This window comes from Aminobacter aganoensis (assembly GCF_014206975.1).
Lineage (GTDB): Bacteria > Pseudomonadota > Alphaproteobacteria > Rhizobiales > Rhizobiaceae > Aminobacter > Aminobacter aganoensis.
This window is the reverse complement of record NZ_JACHOU010000013.1, coordinates 104144-127685: the sequence shown is the minus strand read 5'-3', so window position 1 is coordinate 127685 and position 23542 is coordinate 104144. Positions and strand designations below refer to the sequence as shown.

The following is a 23542-nucleotide window of genomic DNA, read 5'->3' as shown; positions in this document are numbered from 1 at the left end:
CGTCGAGGCGACGGCTTCACGGCCGTGCTTCTAGGGTGGTTCTGTATCGGGCTTGTGTCGCGCGGCGTTCAGAGATGGTTCATTCGCGATACCATCGCCGACTGGCGCGGGGCTGTCTTTAGAAAGGCTTTGGGGCACAATCCAGCGGGCAAATGACTATCCCCGGCGGATTTTGTTCGACGTGCCAAAAATGTCACGGAACGAGCGCGCGCCGCCCGGTCAGATCGCGGCGACCCAGGACCGCGCCAGGGCCAGGCCGACGGCATCGGCCTCGGGGCCATGAAGCGCGGCCTCGCCGTCGAGGCGCTGGGGCCAATCGGGGTGGCGCTCGGCGATGGTCTCGGCAAAGGCCACGGTCCAGTCGCGAACCATCGGCCGGTCGGCCTCGAAGTGGAACTGGATGCCATAGCCGGCGCGGCCGATGCGGAAAGCCTGGTTGCCGGTGACCGAACTGCCGGCAAGCCGCACGGCATCCTCGGGCAAGGTGAAGGTGTCGTCGTGCCACTGGAAGATCGGGAAGCGCTGGGGAAGATCGCTGAAGACCAGGTCGTCCTGGGCCTCGTCGGTCAGGGTGATGCCGTGCCAGCCGAATTCGGTAGAGCCGCCGATGCGGTTGTGGCCGCCGAAGGCGCGCGCCATCAGCTGACCGCCGAGGCAGATGCCGAGCACCGCCTTGTCCCTTTCGACAAATTCGCGAGCGAGTTCGAGCAAGGCCGGGAAATACGGGGAATGGGCGTCGTCGCGAGCATTCTGGCCGCCGCCGAGGATGACCATGGCGTCGTGGCCGGCCGCATCGGCCGGCAGGGCTTCGCCGAGATAGGCATTGCACCGGTCGATCTCGGCGCCGACTTCGACGAGCGCGGCTCCAACCTGGCCGAGGCCGGTGTTGGCAAAATTCTGGACGACAAGAACGCGCATTTCGGCCCTTCAGCAGCACAGTGACAACGCTGCGGCGAGCCCTATCATGCGGCGTGCGACGCAGCCAAGAAGGAACAGCTATGCCACTGCAGAACCGGGTCGACCCGTTCGGCGAAATCCATGTCGATCCGGCACGCGGCATGTTCACCGGCAATCGCGGCATCATCCACGAGCCAGAGACGAGGTCGCTGCTCAACCGGCGCTGGGCGACCAAGGCGTGGATCACCTGCGCGCTCGAGTTCAAAGGCGTGCGCCGCGTGCCGATGGGACGCAACCGGCCGGGCGGCAAGACGGGGTGGACCGAACTCTTCTTCCTCGACGAGGTGACGGCACTGGCCGCCGGCCACCGCCCCTGCTTCTATTGCCGCCGGCCCCGTGCCCAAGCCTTCAGCGCAGCCTATGCCGTCGCCTTCGGCGCCGACGATCCCAAGGTCGGCGAGATCGACGGGCAGCTGCATCTGGAAAGGCTGGCTTCGGGCGGCGAGCCCATAGAGGTGGACCAGCACGGGCTGCGGCTGCTGCCTGACGGGGCGATGTTCTCGGACGGGGCCTCCGACTATGCCCTGCGCGGCGGCAGGGCGATGCGCTGGAGCTTCGGCGGCTACGACGCAGCCTTCGGCTTCGACGAAGTGGCCGATGCCGAGATGTGCATCATCACGCCGGCGACGACGCTGGCCGTGCTGCAGCGGGGCTACCGGCCGGAATGGCATCCGAGCGCGGAACGGCTCTCGGCAGGGGCGTAGATCCGCTGCGAGCGGCACGATGGGCATCGAGCAGCGCCGCGAAATAGGCAGGCGGGATGGTCATGACCAAAGATGCACGGCGCCCCAGCACCTTGAACGACATGCCGGTTTCAGCTCGACGCGCCATCTCCTCTTCTGTGAGGTTGAGGCCGATTGCTTCCTTGATGATGCAGAAGTCGGCGCAACTGACGCGCTCGCGATCGATTACTGTCGTGCTTACCTTTTCGCCATCGGCATAGGCCTGCTTGAGATAGACGCGCTTCGGATATCGACCGGTGACAAGGATCTGGAAGTCGCCGTTTGCGGACTGCCCCTTCGGATCGATCCAGCTGCGGATCAGGTAGGTGTTTCCAAGCAGGTTCCGGTCATGAAAAATCAGCGGCCCCGAGACTTTGATCAAGCCCGTGTGCGGATCGTGTCCAACCGAAATGTTCCTGGACACCTGCTCCTTCTGCGCTGCTGGCACGATGGGAATGCCGTAGGCGGCGGCGAGCTGCGCACCGCAACCCGCCAACAACAGGCATGCAGCAACGACACGAAAGATCGCCATCTCCGCCCCCCGGCAAAGAATGAACATAACATGAACAAACTTAGACATCCAGAGGCCACGCAGTTGCCCCTTGACCACCGGCACGGCCTGCCGCATTGCTCGGCCATGCGCGCAAACTACAAGATGCAACGGCTGTTCGTGCCCGATGACCTCTCGGCCAGGACGGCGCTCGACGCCGATCCGCAGCAGAGCCACTACCTCGCCCATGTGCTGCGCCTCGGCGAAGGCGCGGAAGTGCTGCTGTTCAACGGCCGCCACGGCGAATGGACGGCAAGGATTGCCGGCCGGACAAAAAGGGCGGTGCGGCTCGAGGTGCTGGAGCAGCAGCGGCCGCAACCCGACCATCCCGATCTCGTCTACTGCTTTGCCCCGCTGAAGGTGGGCCGGCTCGACTATCTCGTGCAGAAGGCGGTGGAGATGGGGGCTGGCACGCTCGTGCCCGTCATCACGCAGCACACGCAATTGACAAAACCCAGCATCGACCGGCTGCGCGCCAATGCGGTGGAGGCCGCCGAGCAGTGCGGCATCCTGGCCATTCCCGACGTGCGCGAGGCGGTGAAGCTGGAGCAGTTGCTTGGCACCTGGGACAAGGACCGGCGGCTGATCTTCTGCGATGAGGATGCATCGACCAACAATCCGATGGCAGCGCTGCAGGGCATCAAGGAGCGCAAACTCGCGCTGCTGGTCGGACCGGAGGGCGGCTTTTCCGACGACGAGCGGCGCATGCTGCGCGCCCTGCCCCAAGTGACGGCCATTCCGCTGGGACCGCGCATCCTGCGCGCCGACACTGCTGCAGTGGCAGCCCTCGCCGTCATCCAGGCGACCATCGGCGACTGGTAGTCAGCCAAGCACCTTGCCGGGCCACGGGTTGATGCCGTCGCGCAGCCAAAGCAGCGTGTCGAGCCAGAAATCTGCGGCGTGAGCGCTGTGGAACAGGCCGAAATGGCCGATCTCGCGCCGGTCGAAATCATCAGGCGACAGCAGGATCTGGGTCGCGTTTGCGCCGGAGTAGTAGGCCAGCGCCCGCCTGATGGCCTGCGGCGTGCCGAGTTCGTCATCGCAAACGCCGACGGCGAGGATGGGCGCGGACACGGCGGCCAGGCGACGCAGGACAGCGCTGCGCTCGTCCTCCGGGTGGCTCTGCTCCATCCGGGCGCGGCGAAAACTCCATTCGTTGGCGACGCCCGCGGGAAGGTCCTCGAGCCAGCCAAGGCGCTTGCCGGGGAAATAGCCCAGCAGGGCGGTGAGCGCAGGCATGGCGACATGCCATTTCAGGAGCAGGCGCAGGCGGCGATCGGCGGCATAGTCGCGCCACCAGGCATATTGGGCGCCGATGGTGAGCATGCGGGCGATGGCCGGGGCGGATTCGGCAAGGCCGGGCAGGAAACCGCCGATGCTGTGGCCGACAACCATGATCGGCGCGCCGGAATCACGCGCGCCAGCGAAGCGCAGCACGGCGTCGAAATCCAGTTCGCCCCAGTCGCGCCAGCGATGGCCGCAGCGGCGCAAATCGACCGGGCGCGAGGCACCGATGCCGCGATAATCGTAGGTCAGGACATCGAAACCGTGCCCGGCCAGAAAGGCGGCGTAGCGGTGATAATACCGGGCCAGCACGCCGGTGGCGGGATTGACGACGACCGTGCCAAGGCCGGTGCCACCGGGCCGTGGCCAGACATGGCCGCGCAACGCGACGCCATCGTCACAAACGATCTCGACAGATTTGGGCTCGACCACTGAGACAGCGATGGACATGGCAAACCTCGCATACATGCAAGCTGCTGCACGGATAAGCGAAAATTCCTATCGGTTACATTCACTAGTCGGTATACACAGGCGATGAAGCCATCCGACATTCCGACGCGCGAGCGCATCGTCAACGCCGCCTCCAAACTGTTCTACAGCGCGGGCATCAGGGCCGTCAGCGTCGATGCGGTGGCCGAAAAGGCAAGCCTGACCAAGCGCACGCTCTACTACCATTTCGCCAGCAAGGACGAGTTGATCGCCGCCTATCTCGACGGTCGCGACCAGCCCAACCTTGCGCTTTACCAGCGCTGGTTCGCAGAGGCACAAGGAGGGCCGGCGGAGAAGGTGATGGCCCTGTTCGGCAACCTTGCCAAGGCCGCACGGCAGCCGAAATGGAAGGGCTGCGGCTTCCTGCGGACCGCCGCCGAACTGGCCGACATGCCCGGGCATCCGGCGATCAAGACCGGCATCGCCCACAAGAAGCGCGTCGAAGGCTGGCTGCACGACGTGCTGGCGGAGGCAGGTGCGGCGGCGCCGGAGACGCTTTCCCGCCAGATTGTGCTCCTGCTCGACGGCGCCTTTGCGGTGGTGCTGCTCAATCGCGACGCGAGCTACATGGAAACGGCGGGCGAAGCGGCATCGACGCTGGTCAAGGCGGCACTTTCGGCGCGATAGTCAAGGCAAGGACTTGCCTGACGCAGCGGATGCAGCGAAATCATTCAATATCTATTGACGAAGGCTCAGGATTTTTCGCTTGATCGGCGAGCGCTCGATCGTCCATCAAGCGCCCGCGGTCCTTCCGCCTTCAGGAGAAGCATACATGGCGCGCGACACCACTGATTTCCGGCCTATCGAAGGGATGGACGAACTCGTCGACTATCTCGCAGCCGGCAACAAGCCGCGCGACAAATGGCGGATCGGCACCGAACACGAGAAATTCCCCTTCTATGTCGACGGCAATGCGCCGGTTCCCTATGGCGGCGACCGCGGCATCCGCGCCATCCTCGAAGGCATGCAGCAAAAACTCGGCTGGGACCCGATCATCGACGCCGGCCGCATCATCGGCCTGGTCGAGCCGACCGGCCAGGGCGCGATTTCACTGGAGCCGGGCGGGCAGTTCGAGCTGTCGGGCGCACCGCTGGAGACGATCCACCAGACCTGCCGCGAGGGCAACGCGCATCTGGCGCAGGTCCGCGAGATCGCCGAGCCTATGGGCATCCGCTTCCTCGGCCTCGGCGGCAGCCCGAAATGGACGCTGGCCGATACGCCGCGCATGCCGAAATCGCGCTACGACATCATGACCGCCTACATGCCGAAGGTCGGCACCAAGGGCCTCGACATGATGTACCGGACCTGCACCATCCAAGTGAATCTCGATTTCGAGAGCGAAGCCGACATGCGCCGCAAGATGCAGGTGTCGCTCAAGCTGCAGCCGCTGTCGACCGCGCTGTTCGCCAACTCGCCCTTCACCGACGGCAAGCCCAACGGCATGCAAAGCTGGCGCGGCGACATCTGGCGCGACACCGACAACCAGCGCTCGGGCCTGCTGGAATTCTGCTTCTCGCCGGAGTTCGGCTTTGCCGACTATGCCGAGTGGGCGCTCGACGTGCCGATGTATTTCGTCATCCGCGACGGCCGCTACCACGACATGACGCACATGACGTTCCGCCAGTTCATGGCCGGCGACGCACGCAACGACATCACCGACGGCATGCCGACCATGGGCGACTGGGCCAACCACCTGTCGACGCTGTTCCCCGACGTGCGCCTCAAGCGATTCCTCGAAATGCGCGGCGCCGACGGCGGCCCGTGGCGGCGCATCTGCGCGCTGCCGGCTTTCTGGGTCGGCTTGCTCTACGATGCGGCGACGCTCGATGCGGTGGAAGAATTCACCCGCGACTGGAGCTACCAGGACGTGCGGGCGATGCGCGATGCGGTGCCCGAGCAGGGCATTTCGGCGGCGTTCCGCAACACCACGCTGCGCGACGTCGGCCGCGACGTGCTTGCGCTGTCGCGCCAGGGGCTGGTCAACCGCGGCCGGAAAAACCATGACGGTTTCGACGAGGCCGGCTTCCTCAACACGCTCGACGAAGTGGTCGCGCGCGGCACGACAAGCGCCGAGGAAATGCTCAACGCCTACAACACGCGCTGGGGCGGATCGATCGAACCGGCGTTCCTGGAGTATGCGTATTAGGGTTGCGAAAGCCCCTTCAACGTCCCGCTAAAAGGCACTACGCTCCTCCTCCGGCGAATGACCCGAGGAGGAAAAAAATGCTGCCACTGTTCGAGATGCTGGCCAATGCCCAGAACGGCAACGGCATGGAGGCACTGGCGCGCCAATTCGGGCTAAGCCAGCAACAGACGCAATCGGCGCTCGAGGCGCTGATGCCCGCCTTCAGCCAGGGGCTGAAACGCAATGCGTCCGATCCCTATGGCGTCGGCTCCTTCCTGCAGGCCATGGCGAGCGGCCAGCACGCCAAATATTTCGAGGACGCCACCCGCGCCTTCTCGCCCCAGGGGGTGCAGGAAGGCAACGGCATCCTCGGCCACCTGTTCGGCTCCAAGGACCTGTCGCGGGCCGTCGCCGGGCAGGCAGCGCAGGCGACCGGTATCGGCCAGGACGTGCTCAAGCAGATGCTGCCGGTGATCGCCTCGATGATCATGGGCGGGCTGTTCAAGCAGTCGACCGGGCAGATGCAGGCGGCCAGCGGCATGGGCGGCAACAACCCGCTGGGCGACATCATCGAGCAGATGATGCGGCAGGGTGGCGGAATGATGGGCGGCGGCCAGCAGCAGGCGCCGCAGCAGACGCAGGCGCCAGACCCGTTCGACAACCCGTTCGGCAAGGTGCTGAAGGACATGTTCGGCGGCGGCCAGGCGCAGCCGCAATCGGCTCCCCGCCAGCAGGCACCGCAGCAGAGCCCCTATGGCGACAATCCGCTGGGCAAGATCTTCGAAGAAATGCTGGGAGGCGGCCAGTCCGCACAACCGGCGCCGCAGCCAAGGCAACGGCCGCAGGAGCAGGCCAACCCGAGCGGCCGGCCACGCAACCCCTATGACGACCTGTTCGGCAAGATGTTCGAAACCGGCAGCCAACAGCGCGACGACTACCAGAAGGGCGTCGAGTCGATCTTCGAGCAGTTTTCGCGCGGGATGGACAGGTACAGGTGAGCGAATAGGGAAATGGCGAATAGTGAGTAGTGAGTAGTGAGTAGTCTCCCTTCCACTACTCACTACTCACTACTCACTACTCACTACTCACTACCTCACTATTTCCTGCCCGCTACGAAAAAAGCCCGGTCCTTGGGAGGACCGGGCAACGTGCAGGCTGGGCCGGCGGGGACCGGCTGGGAGTGGGGAGCCTGCGAAACCCTCGATTACATCTCAGGCGACGCGACGGGCCATCGCCTCGAGATTGTCGGCGCGGGTTTGCCGGATCGTCCGCAGACGGGCGGTCGGATCGGAAGCAAACGGCAGGTCGACGGCGACATGCAGGTCGCCACGGGTGAGCCCGACATCGGCGAGTTCGGTGTCGGTCATTTCACCCAGGCGATAAAAGGCGCGCCGGTTTTTCCAGGCGCGGAAGAGATCGGCGGTGTAGGTGACGATACGCATCGCATTCACCGGCCGAACCGCGGAATGCGTCGTCTCAGTGCAATGGTCGAGCGTGGTCATTGTCATCTCCCTTCAGGACAAACGGGTCCCTTCCGGCCGGCGCTCCTTGCCGCCAAACCGGTTCCGATACACATGCCTCATGTGGACGATCAAACATTGCCATCGGTGGATTGATTAATCCAACGAATGTTTCTAATCTTTATCATCAAAGTTCATGATGGAAACGTCGATGGCCGCTCCGCTCGATCTTGACCAGCTCCAGACCTTCGTCACCATCGTCGACACCGGCAGCTTCACCCGCGCCGCCGACGAGGTCCACCGCACCCAATCGGCAGTGTCAATGCAGATGCGCCGTCTCGAAGACCGCATCGGCAAGGCGCTGTTCGAAAAGGAAGGGCGCATGAACAAGCTGACCGAGGAAGGCGAGCGCCTGCTTTCCTATGCCCGGCGGCTGCTGCACCTGAACCGCGAAACGCTGGCGGCGTTCGACGACCGCGCGCTCGAAGGCACGATCCGCATCGGCGTGCCCGACGATTATGCCGACCGCTTCCTGCCCGAGATCATGGCGCGGTTCTCGCGCTCCAACCCGCGCGTCGAGCTGTCGGTGATCTGCGAGCCGACGGTAAACCTCGCCGACATGATCCGCCGCGGCAACCTCGACATCGCCCTGGTGACGCAGTGCGAAGACACCAATCCGACCGAGATCGTCCGCAACGAGCCGCTGCTGTGGGTCTCCTCTGCCAGCCACATGGCGCATGAGGAAGAGACCCTGCCGATGGCCTTCGGCCGGCCGAACTGCCAGTGGCGGCGCACCGCCTGCGAGATGCTGGATGCGCGCGACCGTCGGTATCGCATCCTGTTCACCAGCTGGTCGGCGACGGTGATCACGGCTGCGGTGCTGGCCGGGCTGGCCGTGTCGGTGCTGCCCGAATGCGCGCTGCGGCCCGGCATGCGCGTACTGGGCGAGGCCGACGGGTTCGGCTCCCTGCCCGACTGCAAGATCGGCATCCTGCGCGGGCATTCCAGCCGGCCGCAGATCATCGACGCGCTTGCCCGCCACATCTCGGAAAGCCTCGACAACATCTCGATCCCGACGCCGGAAGAAACGGGTTCGTTCGACTTCGCCACGCTGATGGCGACACGCAGCCGGCGGCTGAAGCCGAACCAAATCATGCCGGGATGGTAGGCAAAGGCTGAGCCGGCGTGCTTGACGAGGGGGCCTTGCCGGCCCTCAATCGCGCCATGAGCGAAGTTGCCACCGAATCACGAACCAACGCTGCGGAATATACCGTCAGCGAAATCTCCGGCGCGCTGAAGCGCACTGTCGAGGACGCTTTCGGCAATGTGCGCGTTCGCGGCGAAATCTCCGGCTATCGCGGGCCGCATTCGTCGGGGCATGCCTATTTCTCGCTGAAGGACGACCGTGCCCGCATCGAGGCGGTGGTCTGGAAAGGCACGATGAGCCGGCTGAAATTCCGTCCCGAGGAAGGGATGGAGGTGATCGCCACCGGCAAGCTGACCACCTATCCCGGCTCGTCGAAATACCAGATCGTCATCGACAGCCTGGAACCGGCGGGCGCCGGCGCGCTGATGGCCTTGCTCGAGGAACGCAAGCGCAGGCTTGCCGCCGAAGGGCTGTTCGACGACCGGCGCAAGCAATTGCTGCCGTTCATGCCGCTGGTCATCGGCGTGGTCACTTCGCCGACAGGCGCCGTCATCCGCGACATCATCCACCGCATCAAGGACCGCTTTCCGCTGCATGTGCTGGTCTGGCCGGTGCGCGTCCAGGGCGAGACCTCGGGTGCCGAGGTGGCGGCAGCCGTCAACGGCTTCAACGAACTGCCGGAAGAAGGCGGTTTCCGTCGCCCCGACCTTCTGATCGTGGCGCGTGGCGGCGGCAGCCTCGAAGATCTCTGGGGCTTCAACGACGAGGCGCTGGTCCGCGCCGTGGCCGCCTCGCATATTCCGGTCATTTCGGCTGTCGGCCACGAGACCGACTGGACGCTGATCGACCTTGCCGCCGACCGGCGGGCACCGACGCCGACGGGCGCGGCCGAGCTTGCGGTGCCGGTGAAGGCCGAGCTCGAGGCGACGCTGGCCAATCTCGGCGCGCGACTGCGCGGCGCGGTCTCGCGCATGATCGACAGGCGCAGCCAGGCCGTGCGCGCCGCGGCCCGGGCGCTGCCCACACCCGACCAGTTGCTGGCGCTGCCGCGCCGGCGTTTCGACGAGGCCACCAGCCGGCTAGGCCGCGCGCTGACGGTCACCACCGAACGCAAGCGCGCGCGGCTGTCCGCGGTGCGGCTGTCGCCGGCGACCCTGTCGCGGCGCATCGCCGAGACGCGCCGGCACCTGGACCGCGACATGCTGCGGGCGAATGCGGCGCTGCGGGCGCTGGTACGCGAGAAACACGTGCGCTTCGACCGCACCAAGGCTCGGCTGTCGCCCGAGCCGCTGGCGAGGCGGCAAGAGGCCTGCCGCCTTCAGCTCACCAGCCTGGAACGGCGCGGCACACTGGCCGTCGGTCGTGCGCTCGAACGGGCGCGGACGCAGCTGTCGCAAGCAGACCGGCTGATGGCGACGCTGTCGCACAAGGCGGTGCTGGCGCGCGGCTTTGCACTTGTGCGCGACGCCGACGGCGCGGTGCTGAAGCGCGCAGCCGAGATTTCGGCGGGATCGGCGCTGTCGATCGAATTTGCCGACGGCACGGCCAACGCCGTCGCCACCAGCGGCGACGCCAAGCCGCGGCCGGTTACCAAGCCGGTGAGCAAGGTCAAGGAACCCGGCAACCAGGGCAGCCTGTTCTAGAGGCTGTTCCGTGCCAAGCGGCGTGGAACAGACCCGGCGCATGACTTAGTCCGAAGTCGTTCCTGACGGAGCCGCAAGTACCGGAGCCACGAGCGGGGAAATGAACGGCGCGCTCCACGATCCGCCGACGAAGAAGGCCGCGGGCGGAATGGCCGGCGGGGTCGCGGCGGTGGCATCCTTGGCTTCGATCGCCCCGGACAAGGCGAGGCCACGGCCGACATAGGGCACGATCCCCGTCAGCCAGATGCGGTTGGTCGCGGTGCGCGCCTCGGCCTTGTCGATCCTGGCGACACCGTTGGCGACCGTCGCCTTCAACTCGACGCCATCCACCGGCAGCGTGCCGCCCGAGACTTCGTCCAGCGAGAAGAAGCCGCGCTCGGACGAACGCTTGAGGAATGCCTGCAGATCGAGCCCGATGATGGCACCCGCGCCGAACGTGGCGGCAATCGAGCCGTTGGCATTCTGCAGAAGCGTGCTCCAGCTCAAGCCAGGCCCCTTGAGGATGACTGACACGGTGCCCCGGCCGATCGGCACGATGCGGCTCATGCCGGCGGCGGTGCCGAATGCGCCGCCATCGATGTCCGATGCCAGAAGCCGCAGTTCGGCCTGGCTGCCGCCCGGCTTGCGGTCGAAACGGATGCCGGCCTGGACATTGCCGCCAAAGGCCTCGGCGTCGGAGATGTCGAAGGCCACGAGGCCACCCTTGACCTGAGCCGTGGCGGCGACCTCGGACAGCGCGATCGAGCCGGCCGTCGCCTTGCTGGTCGACAGCCTGAGGTCGAGATTGATGCGGTCGGCGAAGCTGGTGTCGATCTCGGCGGCATTGCCGTTGGGCGATGCCATCGGCGCGAAGGCCGAGGCAAAGGTCATCAGGTCGAGCGAATCGAATGCAAGCGTGCCGGAGAGCGACGGCAGCGGCCCGTTCAGCGCCAGATCGAGGATGCCCATGCCCGGATTGCCATCGATCGTCACCTTGGCATTGTCGAGCTTGAGGCGATCGAGATCGCCGCTGACGCCGGATGCGATGGAGATCGAGCCGACCGGACTGGTGGGCATGACGCCGGGGCGCGACCATTCGAGCACCCGCCTGAGCGAAGTTGCCGCGAACTTGACCTGGCCGTCGACATGGACATCGCCGGCCAGGCTGGCGGTGCCGTCAAAGGACGCTTCCACCGGCGCCGACTTCAGCGACGCGACGATGGGCGCGGCGCCGCCGGCAAAGAGCACCAGCGGGCGAGGCGACGACAGTTCGAGTGCCGCCTGCTCGCCACGCCAGATGGCGGTGGCGGTCAGGCTTCCGGCCTTGTTGAGCGCCGGCAGGCTGGCCTTGCCGGTGAGGTCGGTCAAAAGCTCGTCCTCGCCTTCGTCCGAAACGGCGACGACGCGGCCATCGACAAATTCGACGGAGCCGAACTCATCCGAAGGCATCTTGCCTAGGTCCGGCTCGGCGGGACTGGCGGAGACCGTGGCGCGCGCAAGCTCGATCGCACGCGTCAGCCTGCCGCCGCGCGACCGGGGCATTTCCAGACCGCCGTCGGCCAGGCGCCGCAGGCGCACCGTCGGCCTCAGGAAATGGGCGTCGGAAAAGTCGACATTGCCACTGAGGGCGGAGAATGCCGACAGCTCGATCTCGACGCGTTCGGCCTCGATGACCGGCGATCCCTGCTCATCTTCCCAATCGGTGAGCGTCACGTCGGTAAGCGTGGCGCGGAAGACCGGCCAGATCTCGATGTCGGGCGTGCCGTTGATCGAGACGCGGAAGCCGCTCCACGCGCTCATCTCGAAGGCGATGCGGTCCTTGACGATCTGGGTGGAGGCGATGAAAGGCACGGCCGCAACAGCCACAGCGACCAGGACGGCAATGCCGACGATCGCCCAAATGCTGCGCCTGAACAGTGGTGATGGCATGTTGCCCTTGTGCTGCCCGTGCTGCGCGGTTGTGGGAACCGGGTGTAACCGAGTAACGCGGCATTTCAAGTCTTTGTGGCCATCGGATGACGTTTGCGCACAGCGCAATGGCGCTATTCGACATTTCCTTGATCTGCTGCAGTGCGACATGCATAACCAGATGCCTTCCTGGGAGAGATGCCGATGTCCGTTGAAACGCCACTCTGGGTGCCTTCCGCAAAGCAGGTCGCGGAGGCGCCGCTGACGGCGTTCATGGCCGAGGCGTCGGCGCGCGCCGGGCGGGCATTTTCCAGCTATGCCGAGTTGCACGCCTGGTCGGTGGACGAGCGCGAAGCGTTCTGGGACCTGGTCTGGGACTTCTGCGGCGTGATCGGCGACAAGGGCAGTCGCGTGCTGATCGACGGCGACAAGATGCCGGGCGCGGCGTTCTTTCCCGATGCCAAGCTCAATTTCGCACAGAACCTGCTGCGGAGCACCGGCAGCGCCGAAGCCATCGTCTTCCGTGGCGAGGACAAGGTCGAGCGGCGGTTGTCCTGGGACGAGTTGACGGCGCTGGTGTCGCGGCTGCAGCAATTGTTCGTGTCGCTCGGCGTGAAGGAAGGCGACCGGATCGCGGCGATGATGCCCAACATGCCCGAGACGGTGGCTGCGATGCTGGCAGCGGCCTCGATCGGAGCGGTGTGGTCGTCGTGCTCGCCCGATTTCGGCGAGCAGGGCGTGCTCGACCGGTTCGGCCAGATCGAGCCGAAGGTCTTCATCGTGCCCGACGGCTACTGGTATGCCGGCAAGCACATCAAGGTCGGCGACAAGGTCGCAGCGGTCGCCGACAAGCTGACGACAGTCATCAAGGTCCTGGTCGTCGACTATCTCGGCACTGCAAGCGACGTGGCCTCGGGCATCGCCAAGGCCGAGGCGCTGGAGGATGCGCTGGCGCCGTTTGCGGCAAAGCCGGTGACCTTCACGCCCCTGCCCTTCGCCCACCCGCTCTACATCCTGTTTTCCTCCGGCACGACCGGCATCCCGAAATGCATCGTCCATTCCGCCGGCGGCACGCTGCTGCAGCACGTCAAGGAGCACAGGCTGCATGCCGGGCTCAAAGCCGGCGACCGCTTCTTCTACTTCACCACCTGCGGCTGGATGATGTGGAACTGGCTGGTCTCTGGGCTCGCCTCGGAGGCAACGCTGCTGCTCTATGACGGCTCGCCGTTCCATCCCGACGGCAACGTGTTGTTCGACTTCGCCCAGGCCGAGGAAATGTCCTATTTCGGCACCTCGGCGAAATTCATCGATTCCGTCCGCAAGGCCGGCCTCAGGCCCATCGACAGCCACGACCTGTCGTCCGTGCGCACCATCTCGTCGACCGGCTCGCCGCTGTCGCCGGAAGGCTTTGCCTTCGTCTATGACGGCATCAAGCGGGACGTCCACCTCGCCTCGATCTCGGGCGGCACCGACATCGTGTCGTGCTTCGTGCTCGGCGTTCCGACCGAGCCGGTGTGGACAGGCGAGATCCAGGGCGCCGGCCTCGGCCTTGCCGTCGATGTCTGGAACGACGACGGCAAGCCGCTGCGCGAGGAAAAGGGCGAACTGGTCTGCGCCAAGGCGTTCCCGGCAATGCCGATCGGCTTCTGGAACGATCCGGACGGGGCCAAATACCACGCCGCCTATTTCGAGCGCTTCGACAATGTCTGGTGCCATGGCGACTTCGCCGAATGGACAAGGCATGGCGGCATGATCATCCATGGCCGATCGGACGCGACGCTCAATCCGGGCGGGGTGCGCATCGGCACCGCCGAAATCTACAACCAGGTCGAGCAGATGCCGGAGATCGCCGAGGCGATCTGCATCGGCCAGGACTGGCAGGACGACGTGCGGGTGGTGCTGTTCGTGCGCCTCGCCCCTGGCGTTGCGCTGGACGAGGAGCTGGAAAAGCGCATCCGCACCAAGATCAGGACCGGCGCCAGCCCGCGCCACGTGCCGGCACGCATCGTTGCCGTTGCCGACATCCCGCGCACCAAGTCGGGCAAGATCACCGAACTCGCCGTGCGCGACATCGTCCATGGCCGCGCCGTCAAGAACCAGGAGGCGCTGGCCAATCCCGAAGCGCTCGATCTCTATCGCGGGTTGGCCGCGCTGCAGAAATGAGCGCGCGCGGCCGAGATATGCCTAACGAAAGATGAAGGCCAAATTTACCTCAACTTCAGGAGTGGTACACTTTCGTAAACTTATCATCATCGCGGTAAGGAGCTGTTAAGGTTCGACCCCGATAGTCGGACCTAACTTGAAGGGAGAAATCCCTTTCCTCGTCTTCGAGGATGGCACGTTAGCTCAAGTCCCCGTTGTAAACAGCATCTCCTTTCAAGGCGCCATCTGGCGCCTTTTTCTTTGCCGTTTCTGGGAGAAGCTAGAGCGATGCCTCGGCGTCGCGCACCAGGGCACCGGAAAGCAGCACCACCGGCACCATGGCGGTGATGATGATGACGATCGCCGCGACGGCACCTTCCTCCGGCACGCCGCGCGAGGCGTTTTCATAGACATGGGTGGCGAGCGTGCTGAAGCCGAAGGGGCGCAGCAGGATGGTCGCCGACAGCTCCTTGACGGTGTCGACGAACACCAGGACGGCGGCTGTCAGGATCGCCGGCTTGAGCAGCGGCAGGAGCACGCTGGTGGCACTCTGCGCCGGCGTCTTGCCGAGACTGCGGGCGGCCTCGTCGAGGCTGCCCGGGAGCTTTTCCATGCCGGATCGGATGGCACCCTCGGCGAGAGCGATGAAGCGGATGGTGCAGGCGAGGATGACGGCGGCAGCCGAGCCGGTGAGCAGCAGGCCGGTGGAGACGCCGAGCCAGGCGCGGGCGAAGGCGTCGACCGAATTGTCGAAGCGGGCGAGCACGAAAAGCAGGCCGAGGCCGAGGATGCCGCCCGGAAGCGCATAGCCGACAGAGGCCAGCCGCACCATCGCCGCCATGCTGCGCGTCTTCGACAGGCGCTGGGCATTGAGCAGGAACAGCGCGATGGCGACGGTGACGACGGCCGTGATCGAGGCTGTCATCAAGCTGTTGACGAAAGCGCGCGCGACGTCGGGCGAGGCAAACTGTTCGAGGCGGCGCGAGGCATACTGGCCGAAGATGGTGATCGGCACGCCGAAGCCGCTGAGGATGGGCAAGAGCACGGCGACGGGCATGGCGAACCGCGTCCAGCCCTTGAGTGCGATGCGCGGCGGGTGGACCTTGAGGTGGGTGCCGCGGCCGGCATGGAAGCGCTGGCGGCGGCGCGCCCATTGCTCGGCAACGAGGAGCAGGACGACCAGCACCAGCATCAGGATGGCGATCTGGGCGCCGCCTTCGAGGCTGCCGCGGTTGAGCCAGGTGGTGTAGACGGCGACCGTCAGCGTGCGGACGCCGAAATATTCGGCGGCACCGATGTCGTTGATGCTCTCCATCAGCACCAGTGCCACGCCGGCAACGATGGCCGGCCGCGCCACGGGCAGAAGCACGCGCCAGAACACCCGCGCCGGCGAGGCACCGAGCGTGCGCGCGACATCGGCGATGTTGCGTCCCTGCATGAGGAAGACGATGCGGGTGGTCAGATAGACGTAGGGATAAAGCACCGAGGCAAGCACGAAGGCGGTGCCCCAGGTGGAGCGTATGTCGGGGAACCAGTAGTCGCGGATGGTCTGGAAGCCGAAGATGGCGCGGACCATGCTCTGCACCGGGCCCTGGTAGTGGAAGAACTCGCCGAAGGCATAGGCGGCGAGATAGGGCGGCACGGCGAGCGGCAGGACCAGCGCCCAGGACAGCATGCGGCGGAACGGAAAATCATAGGCGACGACCGCCCAGGCGCAGGCGACGCCGGCAACCGAGGTCAGCACCGCCACCATGACCAGCAGCGCAAGCGTGGTGCGGGTTGCGCCGGGCAAGACGTTTTCGATCAGATGCGGCCAATCCTCGCCGGTGCCGGAGAGGGCGACGAAGAGGAGCGACAGCACCGGCAGGATGACGACGATACCGATGGCGAGCGCCAGCGTGCCGAGCAGCGGATGGCGCGGGCGCCTGACGGGCAAGGCTCGGGCGTCCGCGGCAAACGCCCCGCCCGAAGTCCCCTGACCTGTTCCGCTTGTCGTCGGCAAGGCCGCTCCCCAGCAATGCAGAAAAGCCGGACCGATTGCCCGGCCCGGCTCTTCTTCAGTTCATGTACCCGCCTATCAGCTGCTCGGGCCGTCGTCGAGGCCGACGCGGTCGACCATTTCGGAGGCAGCCTTGCGGCCCTTGGCGATGTCGACCAGCGGCAGCGTGTCGGCCTTGAGCTCGCCGAAGGCCTTGACCGTCTCGGACGGCTCGAGGCCCGGCTCGACCGGATATTCGTAGTTCTTCTCGGCGTAGACCTGCTGGGCCTCGTGGCTGGCCAGGAAGCGGATCAGCTTGACGGCGTTGTCACGGTTCGGCGCGTTCTTGGCGAGCGCTGCACCCGAGATGTTGACGTGGGTCAGGCCGTTCTCGAAGGTCGGGAAGAGCACGTTGATGGCGTTACCCCATTCCTTTTCCTTCGGGTCCTTCTCGTTGTTGCGCATCAGGCCGACATAGTAGGTGTTGCCGATGGCGATGTCGCACTCGCCGGCAGCGATGGCGCCAGCCTGCGGACGGTCGCCGCCGTCGGGCTTCTTGGCGAGATTGGCCTTGAGGCCCTTCATCCACTCTTCGGTCTTCTCAGGACCCCAATGGGCGATCGCCGCCGAGAACAGGGCCAGGTTGTAGTCATGCTGGCCCGAACGCATGCAGATCTTGCCCTTCCACTTGGGATCGGCGAGCTCGGCATAGGTGATCGCCGTGTCCTTGACGCGCTCCTTGGAGGCGTAGATCACGCGGGCGCGCTTGGTGACGCCGAACCAGTTGCCTTCCGGATCGCGATACTCGGCCGGCAGCAGCTTGTTGATTTCGTCGTCGACCAGAGGCTGGGTGACGCCCTTTTCCTTGGCCGAAGTGAGACGGGCGATGTCGACGGTCATGATGACGTCGGCAGGCGAATTCTGGCCTTCCGCCTGGATGCGCTCCTCAAGACCCTTGTCGAGGAACAGCACTTCGGTCTTGATGCCGGTCTCGGCCGTGAAGGCATCGAGAACGGGCTTGATCAGATCGGGCTGGCGATAGGTGTAGATGTTGACCACGCCGTCGGCGAGCGCCGAGGTGGTGAAGAGCGCCGCAATCGCAAGGGCGCCGCCGGCAAGTGCCGACCTGGCGTTTCCAAATTTCATTTTTTCTCTCCTGGCCAAAGGGGGCAAAGTCCCTCGAGGAACAAATGGCAGCCTCGCTTGCGAGGCCCCCTTCCCTATGGCCATTGTGACACTTGCGGTCAAGTTTAAAGGCCAGCAAATTCAATAGTTTAGAAATGTTCTAAACTGGACTGTTTTGCACCGGATTCAATGGCTTGTTCGACAAATTCTAACAACGGCCAGCCGACATCACGCAGATGTGCACAAAATGTCGCACCCTGCCCGGCCCAGGCTACTCCGCAAGAACCCTCGTCGAGGGGAAGGTGACCTCGATCAGAGTGCCCTCGCCCGGGGTCGAGGCAATGGTGAATCGGGCACGATTGGCCTCGACCATCGCCTTGGTCAGCGGCAGGCCGAGGCCGGTTCCGTCGCCGCGGCCGCGCTTCAGCGAGTTGATCTGCTTGAACGGTTTCAGCGCCTGTTCGATCTCGGCCTGGCTCATGCCGATGCCGGTGTCGCGTACCCGCATGACGATGTCGCCCGACGTCTCGTAGGCGGTGGAAACGATCACCTGGCCGCCGGCCTGGGTGTAGCGCACGGCATTGGACAGGACGTTGAGCGCGATCTGGCGGATCGAGCGCCGGTCGGCGACGATTTCCGGCAGCCGCGAGGCGAAGCTGGAGCGGATGATGACGCGCTCGCGGTTGGCCTGGGGCTGCATCATGGCGACGGTCTCGGCGAGCGCATCGTTGAGCGACACCGCCTCGTAGTCCATCTCCTGCTGACCGGCCTCGATCTTGGAGATGTCGAGCAGGTCGTTGACCAGGTCGAGCACATGGTTGCCGGAGCGGTTGATGTCGCGGAGATAGTCGCGGTAGCGGTCGTTGGCGACGGGGCCGAACTTCTCGTCTACCATCAGTTCGGAGAAGCCGATGATGGCGTTGAGCGGCGTGCGGATCTCGTGGCTGATGCGGGCGAGGAAGTCGGTCTTCTGCGACGACGAGCGCTCGGCCTGGGCGCGCGCCTGGGTCAGTTCCTCCTCGGCACGCTTCCATTGGGTGATGTCGCGGACGACGGCACAGAAGCCGCTGTCGTTGGGCAGCCGGCCGATGGTCATGAACAGCGGGATGAAGCGCCCCTGCGATTCGCGGCCGATGACCTCGCGGCCGTCGTTGAGCACGCTTGCCACGCCATGCTCGGACAGGCCGACGAGATAGTCGCGCGCGGCGCGCTGGCTCTCGATGGCGAACAGCGAGTGGAACTGCTTGCCGGTGACCTCGTCGCTATCGAAACCGAACAGGGCCTCGGCCGGGCGGCTGATCGAGCGGATGGCGCCATCGCGGTCGATGAGCACGACGCCATCGGTGGCGGTGTCGATGATGGTGCGCATCTCGGCGAGGCGCTCTTCGAGCTCGGCGATCTGGTCTGAGGCGTCGAGGTCGTCATCATCGCTGATGCGGCGCACGACGAGCATCAGCGCCTTGCCATCCTGCCAAGGCACCGAGCGCAGCACGGCTTCGATCGGGAATTCCTCGCCGCCCCGGGTCTTCAGCTTCAGATCATGGTCCGAGCCCGGCTCATTGCCGTAGCTTTCGGCGAACAGCGCGTCGAGGCCACCGGCCCGGGCCAGTTCGTCGACCGAACCGTAACCGGTCAGGTCGAGAAACTCGGCATTGGCGTAGTGCAGCACATCACCGGCATGGATGAGCACCGGCACCGGCAATTCCTCGAGGATCGGCGCATCGACGGGCGTGTCGCGGCCGCCCGAGAATGACGGAATGACGTCCTCGGTGCGCAGCGCGGGCTTTACGGTTGTCTCGCGGTCGACCGCAGGTTCGCCCGGCACCTCCGGTTCGCTTGCCCTCATGGACGACAGCGCCACGACCTCGGCCGATGCCGGCTCTTCGGGCTGGGCGGTTTCAGGGGCAGCATGCTCGGCAAGTTCGGCGGCGGCCGCTTCGGAATAGCCGGCGATTTCCGCCGACGCCGCTTCGCCATTGCCGGCTGCGGGCACTTCGGCTTCCGGTGCCGAGGACGTCGGCTGCTGCCGCGCAGCGACGATCTCGCTTGCCCGCTTGAGCTTTTCGCCGATCTCGCGGAAGGCGTTGCGCTCGACGGAGGACAGGCCCTTGCCGTTGGCAGGCTCCTCCGGCGCGGCCGGCCGGTGCTCGGCAAGCCGGATCACCTTGTCGGTATAGCGGCGATCATGCGACGGTTCGATTTCCAGCGCCGGCACCTCGCCGGAGAAGGGGTCGGCGGGAGCCGGTGCCTCTGCCGCGGGCTCGTTGGATGGACCAGCCTCGGCTTGCGATTGCCCGGCAGGCTCGACGGCCGGCGGTTCGGTGGCCGATGATGGAGCTTCCGCTTCGGGCGCGGCCTCGGTTGCAGCGTCCAGCGGCGCGCCGTTGGGCACCAGCGCCAGGCCGATGCGCTCGTGGTCGATCACGGCTTCGGCCGGGCGTGCGACGCCGAACCCTCGGAAACCCTCGAAACTGCGGTCGCGGCCATAGACCGGCAAAGCTGCCAGATCGACCGGGATTCGCTGTTCGGAACCGGCGACGGGCCACAGCACCGAACGGCCCGACCAGGTGTCGCGGCGCTGCAAGAGGCCGGCGATTTCGCCCGATGGATCGAGCTCGAAGGTGTTCGACACGTCCTGGAAGCGCCGGCCGATGACATCGGCGGCATGCTCGCCGACGACGGCGGCGAATTCGGGCGAAATCGCGCTGAAACGGCCCTCGGCATCGGTGCGCCAGACGAAGCGGACCGGTGCCGCCGATCGGTCCGCCAGCGGCTCGGCGCGCTTCGCCGGCGGTGCGGCGACCTCGGCAGCCTCCACCGGCGACCTGTCCACGAGTTCGGCGACAGAGCCCGGCTCGGCAACCTTGGGCGGCTGTTGCGCCGCGGCCATTTCGCGGACCACGGCCCCTGCCCGGCTTTCGCGTTCCTCCGGGCTGAAATACCAATGATCGTGGTCGGCATGCGCGGCGGCCGGCGGCTGTACCGGGGCGGTCGCCTGCATCGGCTGGGCATCGGCGCTGCGGACAGGTTCCGGCACAGGCGCGAGCGGGGTCTGCTCGACGGGGCCGTCTTCACTGACCTCGACGCGTTCGTCGATGACGACAAGCAGATGCCGCGCCGGATCGTCGGCAAGCCGCGCCATGCCGGCGGGCAGATAGCCGCCGGCGGCGGGAATGGCCCGCTTGATCATGCGGTCGCGTTCGCGGCTGACGGCAGAGACCAGGCCGGCAAGCGTCGAGGTGGCGATGCCAAGCTCGGCAAATCCTTCGGTCGCCGCTTCAATTTCGCCACGGCCGTCGACAAAGGCGAGGAAATGCCCCGGCTCGGTGAAGCCGCTAATGGCGCTGGCGGCAACGTCCTTCGCAGGCTTGCCTGCCGGCACCGCAAGCATGATCGCGGTTTCGCCATCCGGCAGCCGGACCGAACTGGCCATGAAGGCAACGGCGCGGCTGGTCAGGCCCGACGCCACCCGCACCATGATGGCGCGGTCGCTGCCGATTTCAGGAAAGCCCGAGGTCGCCGCGATCTGGCGGCGGGCCGCCAGTCCCAGGCGCGCGGGCGCGCCGATGACCGCATCGATGTCGTCATAGCCGAGCACGGCGGCACCCGGACCATTGGCCCAGACCACGTCCTCGAGGTCGGCAGTCAGCACGACAATGGCGTCGCCGGCAGCGAAACGCTGCCTGACACGATCGACCACCGCGACGTCGATGAAGGAATAGGCTGCTGACGGCATTCACATAACCCGCAAGGCACGCATTCTCGTAATTAACGCTTTGTTAATAAAAGCCGTCATCGCCAAGGTCTAGCAAACAGGTGTCATGGAGCGAGATTATTCTCGCCACGTGGTTAACCTCGCAGCGGCCGCAAATTGTGCACTGCAACATTCTTATTGCAATGCACAATGAAATGCCCTATATGAGACATGCGAATAAACGAGACGGGTGACGCCACCCCGTCCAGTCACAGGGTGAGACAATGTCCAAGACCAAAACCGCAGAATTCGCAGACACCATCGAAATGCCGAGCTTCGACGTTTCCAAGGCCACCGACCAGTTCCGCGTCTTCGCCGAAAAGGGCGTCGAGCAGTCCAAGGAAGCCTACACCAAGCTCAAGACCGGCGCCGAAGAGGCCCAGAAGACCATCGAGACCAGCTATGAGAACGCCCGCAGCGTGACCAGCGAGCTGTCGCTCAAGGCGATCGCCGCCCTGCGCAGCAATGCCGAGGCCGGCTTCTCGCACCTCGAGGCCCTCGCCGGCGCCAAGTCGCTGTCGGAAGTCGTCGAACTGCAGACCTCCTATCTGCGCAGCCGCGTCGAGCAGACCGTCGAGCAGGCCAAGGAATTCCAGGCCGTTGCCTCGAAGGCCGCCGAAGACGTCTCGAAGCCGGTCAAGACCGCCTTCGAAAAGGCGCTGAAAGACCTCAAGGCCGCTTGATCGCGACCGAACAAGATACCCGGCGGGCGGTTCCTCCTCCCTCTGCCTGCCGGGCGAAGCGGCCAGCACCTCCTCCCGCTGGTCACCAAAGGAAAAGGCCGGCACCTCCTCCCGCCGGCCTTTTTCTTTTTTGCGGGGTCGATATCCCGCTGAATTCAGCGACTTCGCGCCGCGGGCACAAATCGCCGCAGTGGATGGTTCGCAAAGCTCTTGAAATGTGTTGGAATTGTCCGTAAGGACGCTGCGCCAGAGCAAGGCACGCGGTTGTAGCTCAGTTGGTTAGAGCGCCGGATTGTGGATCCGGAGGTCGGTGGTTCGAGCCCACCCAACCGTACCATTCTCCTTTCCCGACATCATCGCGAGCGGCCAGGCCAGGTTTTCCTGCCGGCGTTGCGCGTCAGCCGATCTTCCTCGCAATGGCTCGTCCCTCCGGCAGCACGATTCGGACCGCGCACCCTTTCCACGAATCGCCGCCGGGCAGCCGGCAGCAACGCACGAAACAGAAAACGGCGCGCCTCGGTCGAAGCGTGCCGTTTTTTTGTTTCCGAGGACGAATGTATCGTCGCGGCGATTGTTACTGGCAGGGGGCCAGGTAGGTCACCGGCCTGCCGTTGCGGTCGTACATCGGGCGGCCACGGTTGTCGTACTGGTGGTAGCGGCATTCGCCGGGAGCGGTGCCCGCGCCGATCATGGCGCCGGCGAGACCGCCGATGACCGCGCCCGCCACGGTTGCGCCGGTGTTGCCGCCGATGGCCTGGCCGACCAGGGCGCCGCCGACCGCACCCACCGCACCGCCGCCAACGGCACGTTCTTGCGGGGTGTTACAGGCCGTAGCGGCCAATGCGACGAAAGACAAAACTGCAGCCGTAGCGAGAAAACGCGTCATTACCCCTACTCCTCAAAGTTGATCGCCATGACGCTATCACGGCGACTTTGGCTTATCCAGCGACACACCCTTGGAAAGGTTACCCTTTTCGGGTTCTCCCAAAGATCAGCAGATGCTTGCGGACCGGCCGGTCGACTGCGACCGCCGCATGTTCCGAGTCCATCTTCACCTGAAAGAGTCCGGATCTGTTGGCCGTGCCGCCAACCGACAATTCCGTCTTGCCATCGATACTCAAGACAAATCCAAATCTACCGGATGCATAAAATCTTCAGCATGGACTTTATCCTTCGTTCGATCATCACGTCATCTTATGGTGACTTCGATTGGAGATAGAAATGAGAATATTTTACCTCGCAGCCGCCATGTTGATCGCATCGAACGCAGTTTCATGGGCGCAGACGATGCCAATGAGAGGCGGTCGCGCGCCCGACGGGTACATCGCCTTGTCATCGAACATCACGATTTCCATGCCGTTCGACAAGTCGCAGGACATCGAAGCGCAGCAAAAGGCGGCGGTAGAGTCCGTCTACCGGATGATCAAGAACAGTTGCGAACTCGTCGTCGAGGCATTTGCCGAGAGCTGTGAAATCACGGGCGTCAGCAGCAGCGTCAACATGAGCAACCGAAACGACCGCGACATGTCCGTGACCGTCAGCGGCCAGGTGCAGATGGTGGCCAAGCCGAGAGCCGTCACCGCCCCCAATCCCTGA

The 23542-nt window shown here is 65.2% G+C and carries 19 protein-coding genes and 1 tRNA gene; 11 read left to right on the top strand and 9 right to left on the bottom strand.

Annotated elements, in window-relative coordinates:
• Window positions 1-219: 219 nt before the first annotated feature.
• Window positions 220-918, bottom strand: a complete 699-nt coding sequence (locus GGR00_RS20785) for a type 1 glutamine amidotransferase (protein ID WP_055978077.1) — start codon at window positions 916-918, stop codon at window positions 220-222.
• Between the two features lie 80 nt (window positions 919-998).
• On the opposite strand from GGR00_RS20785, the gene GGR00_RS20780 reads away from it, so the two are divergent.
• Window positions 999-1661, top strand: coding sequence for a hypothetical protein (locus GGR00_RS20780; RefSeq protein WP_184700787.1), 663 nt, complete (start codon window positions 999-1001; stop codon window positions 1659-1661).
• Here the strand turns inward: GGR00_RS20780 and GGR00_RS20775 are convergent.
• Window positions 1573-2307 (bottom strand): hypothetical protein, encoded by a 735-nt coding sequence (locus tag GGR00_RS20775; protein WP_184700785.1) that lies wholly within the window; start codon window positions 2305-2307, stop codon window positions 1573-1575. The genes GGR00_RS20780 and GGR00_RS20775 overlap by 89 nt on opposite strands.
• A 9-nt stretch (window positions 2308-2316) precedes the next feature.
• Here GGR00_RS20775 and GGR00_RS20770 point away from each other — a divergent pair, with 9 nt between their 5' ends.
• Complete coding sequence (locus GGR00_RS20770) at window positions 2317-3051, top strand: 16S rRNA (uracil(1498)-N(3))-methyltransferase (RefSeq protein ID WP_055978434.1); 735 nt, start codon at window positions 2317-2319, stop codon at window positions 3049-3051.
• On the opposite strand, the gene GGR00_RS20765 is transcribed toward GGR00_RS20770, so the two are convergent.
• On the bottom strand, window positions 3052-3963 hold the full coding sequence (locus GGR00_RS20765) for an alpha/beta hydrolase family protein (protein WP_184700783.1): 912 nt from the start codon (window positions 3961-3963) through the stop codon (window positions 3052-3054).
• An 84-nt stretch (window positions 3964-4047) separates the two neighbouring features.
• On the opposite strand from GGR00_RS20765, the gene GGR00_RS20760 reads away from it, so the two are divergent.
• From GGR00_RS20760 to GGR00_RS20750, 3 genes are all read left to right on the top strand, one after another.
• Complete coding sequence (locus GGR00_RS20760; RefSeq protein ID WP_184700781.1) at window positions 4048-4629, top strand: TetR/AcrR family transcriptional regulator; 582 nt, start codon at window positions 4048-4050, stop codon at window positions 4627-4629.
• Between the two features lie 145 nt (window positions 4630-4774).
• Window positions 4775-6148, top strand: a complete 1374-nt coding sequence (locus GGR00_RS20755) for a glutamate--cysteine ligase (protein WP_184700779.1) — start codon at window positions 4775-4777, stop codon at window positions 6146-6148.
• 77 nt (window positions 6149-6225) lie between these two features.
• On the top strand, window positions 6226-7125 hold the full coding sequence (locus GGR00_RS20750) for a DUF937 domain-containing protein (RefSeq protein WP_184700777.1): 900 nt from the start codon (window positions 6226-6228) through the stop codon (window positions 7123-7125).
• Between the two features lie 213 nt (window positions 7126-7338).
• Here the strand turns inward: GGR00_RS20750 and GGR00_RS20745 are convergent, their stop codons facing one another.
• Window positions 7339-7629 carry a DUF1127 domain-containing protein gene (locus GGR00_RS20745; protein WP_055978069.1) on the bottom strand — a complete coding sequence of 97 codons (291 nt, stop codon included), beginning with the start codon at window positions 7627-7629 and terminating at the stop codon, window positions 7339-7341.
• Window positions 7630-7798: 169 nt separating this feature from the next.
• Here GGR00_RS20745 and GGR00_RS20740 point away from each other — a divergent pair, with 169 nt between their 5' ends.
• Window positions 7799-8755 (top strand): LysR substrate-binding domain-containing protein, encoded by a 957-nt coding sequence (locus GGR00_RS20740; RefSeq protein ID WP_184700775.1) that lies wholly within the window; start codon window positions 7799-7801, stop codon window positions 8753-8755.
• Window positions 8756-8811: 56 nt separating this feature from the next.
• On the top strand, window positions 8812-10377 hold the full coding sequence (xseA, locus tag GGR00_RS20735; protein ID WP_055978430.1) for an exodeoxyribonuclease VII large subunit: 1566 nt from the start codon (window positions 8812-8814) through the stop codon (window positions 10375-10377).
• 45 nt (window positions 10378-10422) lie between these two features.
• On the opposite strand, the gene GGR00_RS20730 is transcribed toward xseA, so the two are convergent.
• Complete coding sequence (locus GGR00_RS20730; RefSeq protein WP_055978067.1) at window positions 10423-12285, bottom strand: AsmA family protein; 1863 nt, start codon at window positions 12283-12285, stop codon at window positions 10423-10425.
• Window positions 12286-12468: 183 nt separating this feature from the next.
• Between GGR00_RS20730 and GGR00_RS20725 the strand changes: the two genes are divergently transcribed.
• On the top strand, window positions 12469-14427 hold the full coding sequence (locus tag GGR00_RS20725; protein WP_184700773.1) for an acetoacetate--CoA ligase: 1959 nt from the start codon (window positions 12469-12471) through the stop codon (window positions 14425-14427).
• Between the two features lie 259 nt (window positions 14428-14686).
• On the opposite strand, the gene GGR00_RS20720 is transcribed toward GGR00_RS20725, so the two are convergent.
• The 3 genes from GGR00_RS20720 to GGR00_RS20710 form a co-directional block, all read right to left on the bottom strand.
• Window positions 14687-16159, bottom strand: a complete 1473-nt coding sequence (locus GGR00_RS20720) for an ABC transporter permease (protein ID WP_377863849.1) — start codon at window positions 16157-16159, stop codon at window positions 14687-14689.
• Window positions 16160-16483: 324 nt separating this feature from the next.
• Window positions 16484-17530, bottom strand: a complete 1047-nt coding sequence (locus tag GGR00_RS20715) for a Fe(3+) ABC transporter substrate-binding protein (protein ID WP_184700771.1) — start codon at window positions 17528-17530, stop codon at window positions 16484-16486.
• Between the two features lie 250 nt (window positions 17531-17780).
• The gene (locus tag GGR00_RS20710) at window positions 17781-21245 is read right to left on the bottom strand and encodes a PAS domain S-box protein (RefSeq protein ID WP_184700769.1); all 3465 of its coding nucleotides are present in this window, start codon (window positions 21243-21245) and stop codon (window positions 17781-17783) included.
• 242 nt (window positions 21246-21487) lie between these two features.
• Between GGR00_RS20710 and GGR00_RS20705 the strand changes: the two genes are divergently transcribed.
• Entirely contained in the window at window positions 21488-21946 is a 459-nt protein-coding gene (locus GGR00_RS20705) for a phasin (protein WP_055978059.1), read from the top strand.
• A gap of 260 nt (window positions 21947-22206) precedes the next feature.
• Window positions 22207-22283, top strand: a tRNA-His gene (locus tag GGR00_RS20700).
• 237 nt (window positions 22284-22520) lie between these two features.
• Here the strand turns inward: GGR00_RS20700 and GGR00_RS20695 are convergent.
• Complete coding sequence (locus tag GGR00_RS20695; RefSeq protein WP_055978048.1) at window positions 22521-22832, bottom strand: hypothetical protein; 312 nt, start codon at window positions 22830-22832, stop codon at window positions 22521-22523.
• A gap of 362 nt (window positions 22833-23194) precedes the next feature.
• On the opposite strand from GGR00_RS20695, the gene GGR00_RS20690 reads away from it, so the two are divergent.
• Window positions 23195-23542 carry a hypothetical protein gene (locus tag GGR00_RS20690; RefSeq protein ID WP_156381297.1) on the top strand — a complete coding sequence of 116 codons (348 nt, stop codon included), beginning with the start codon at window positions 23195-23197 and terminating at the stop codon, window positions 23540-23542.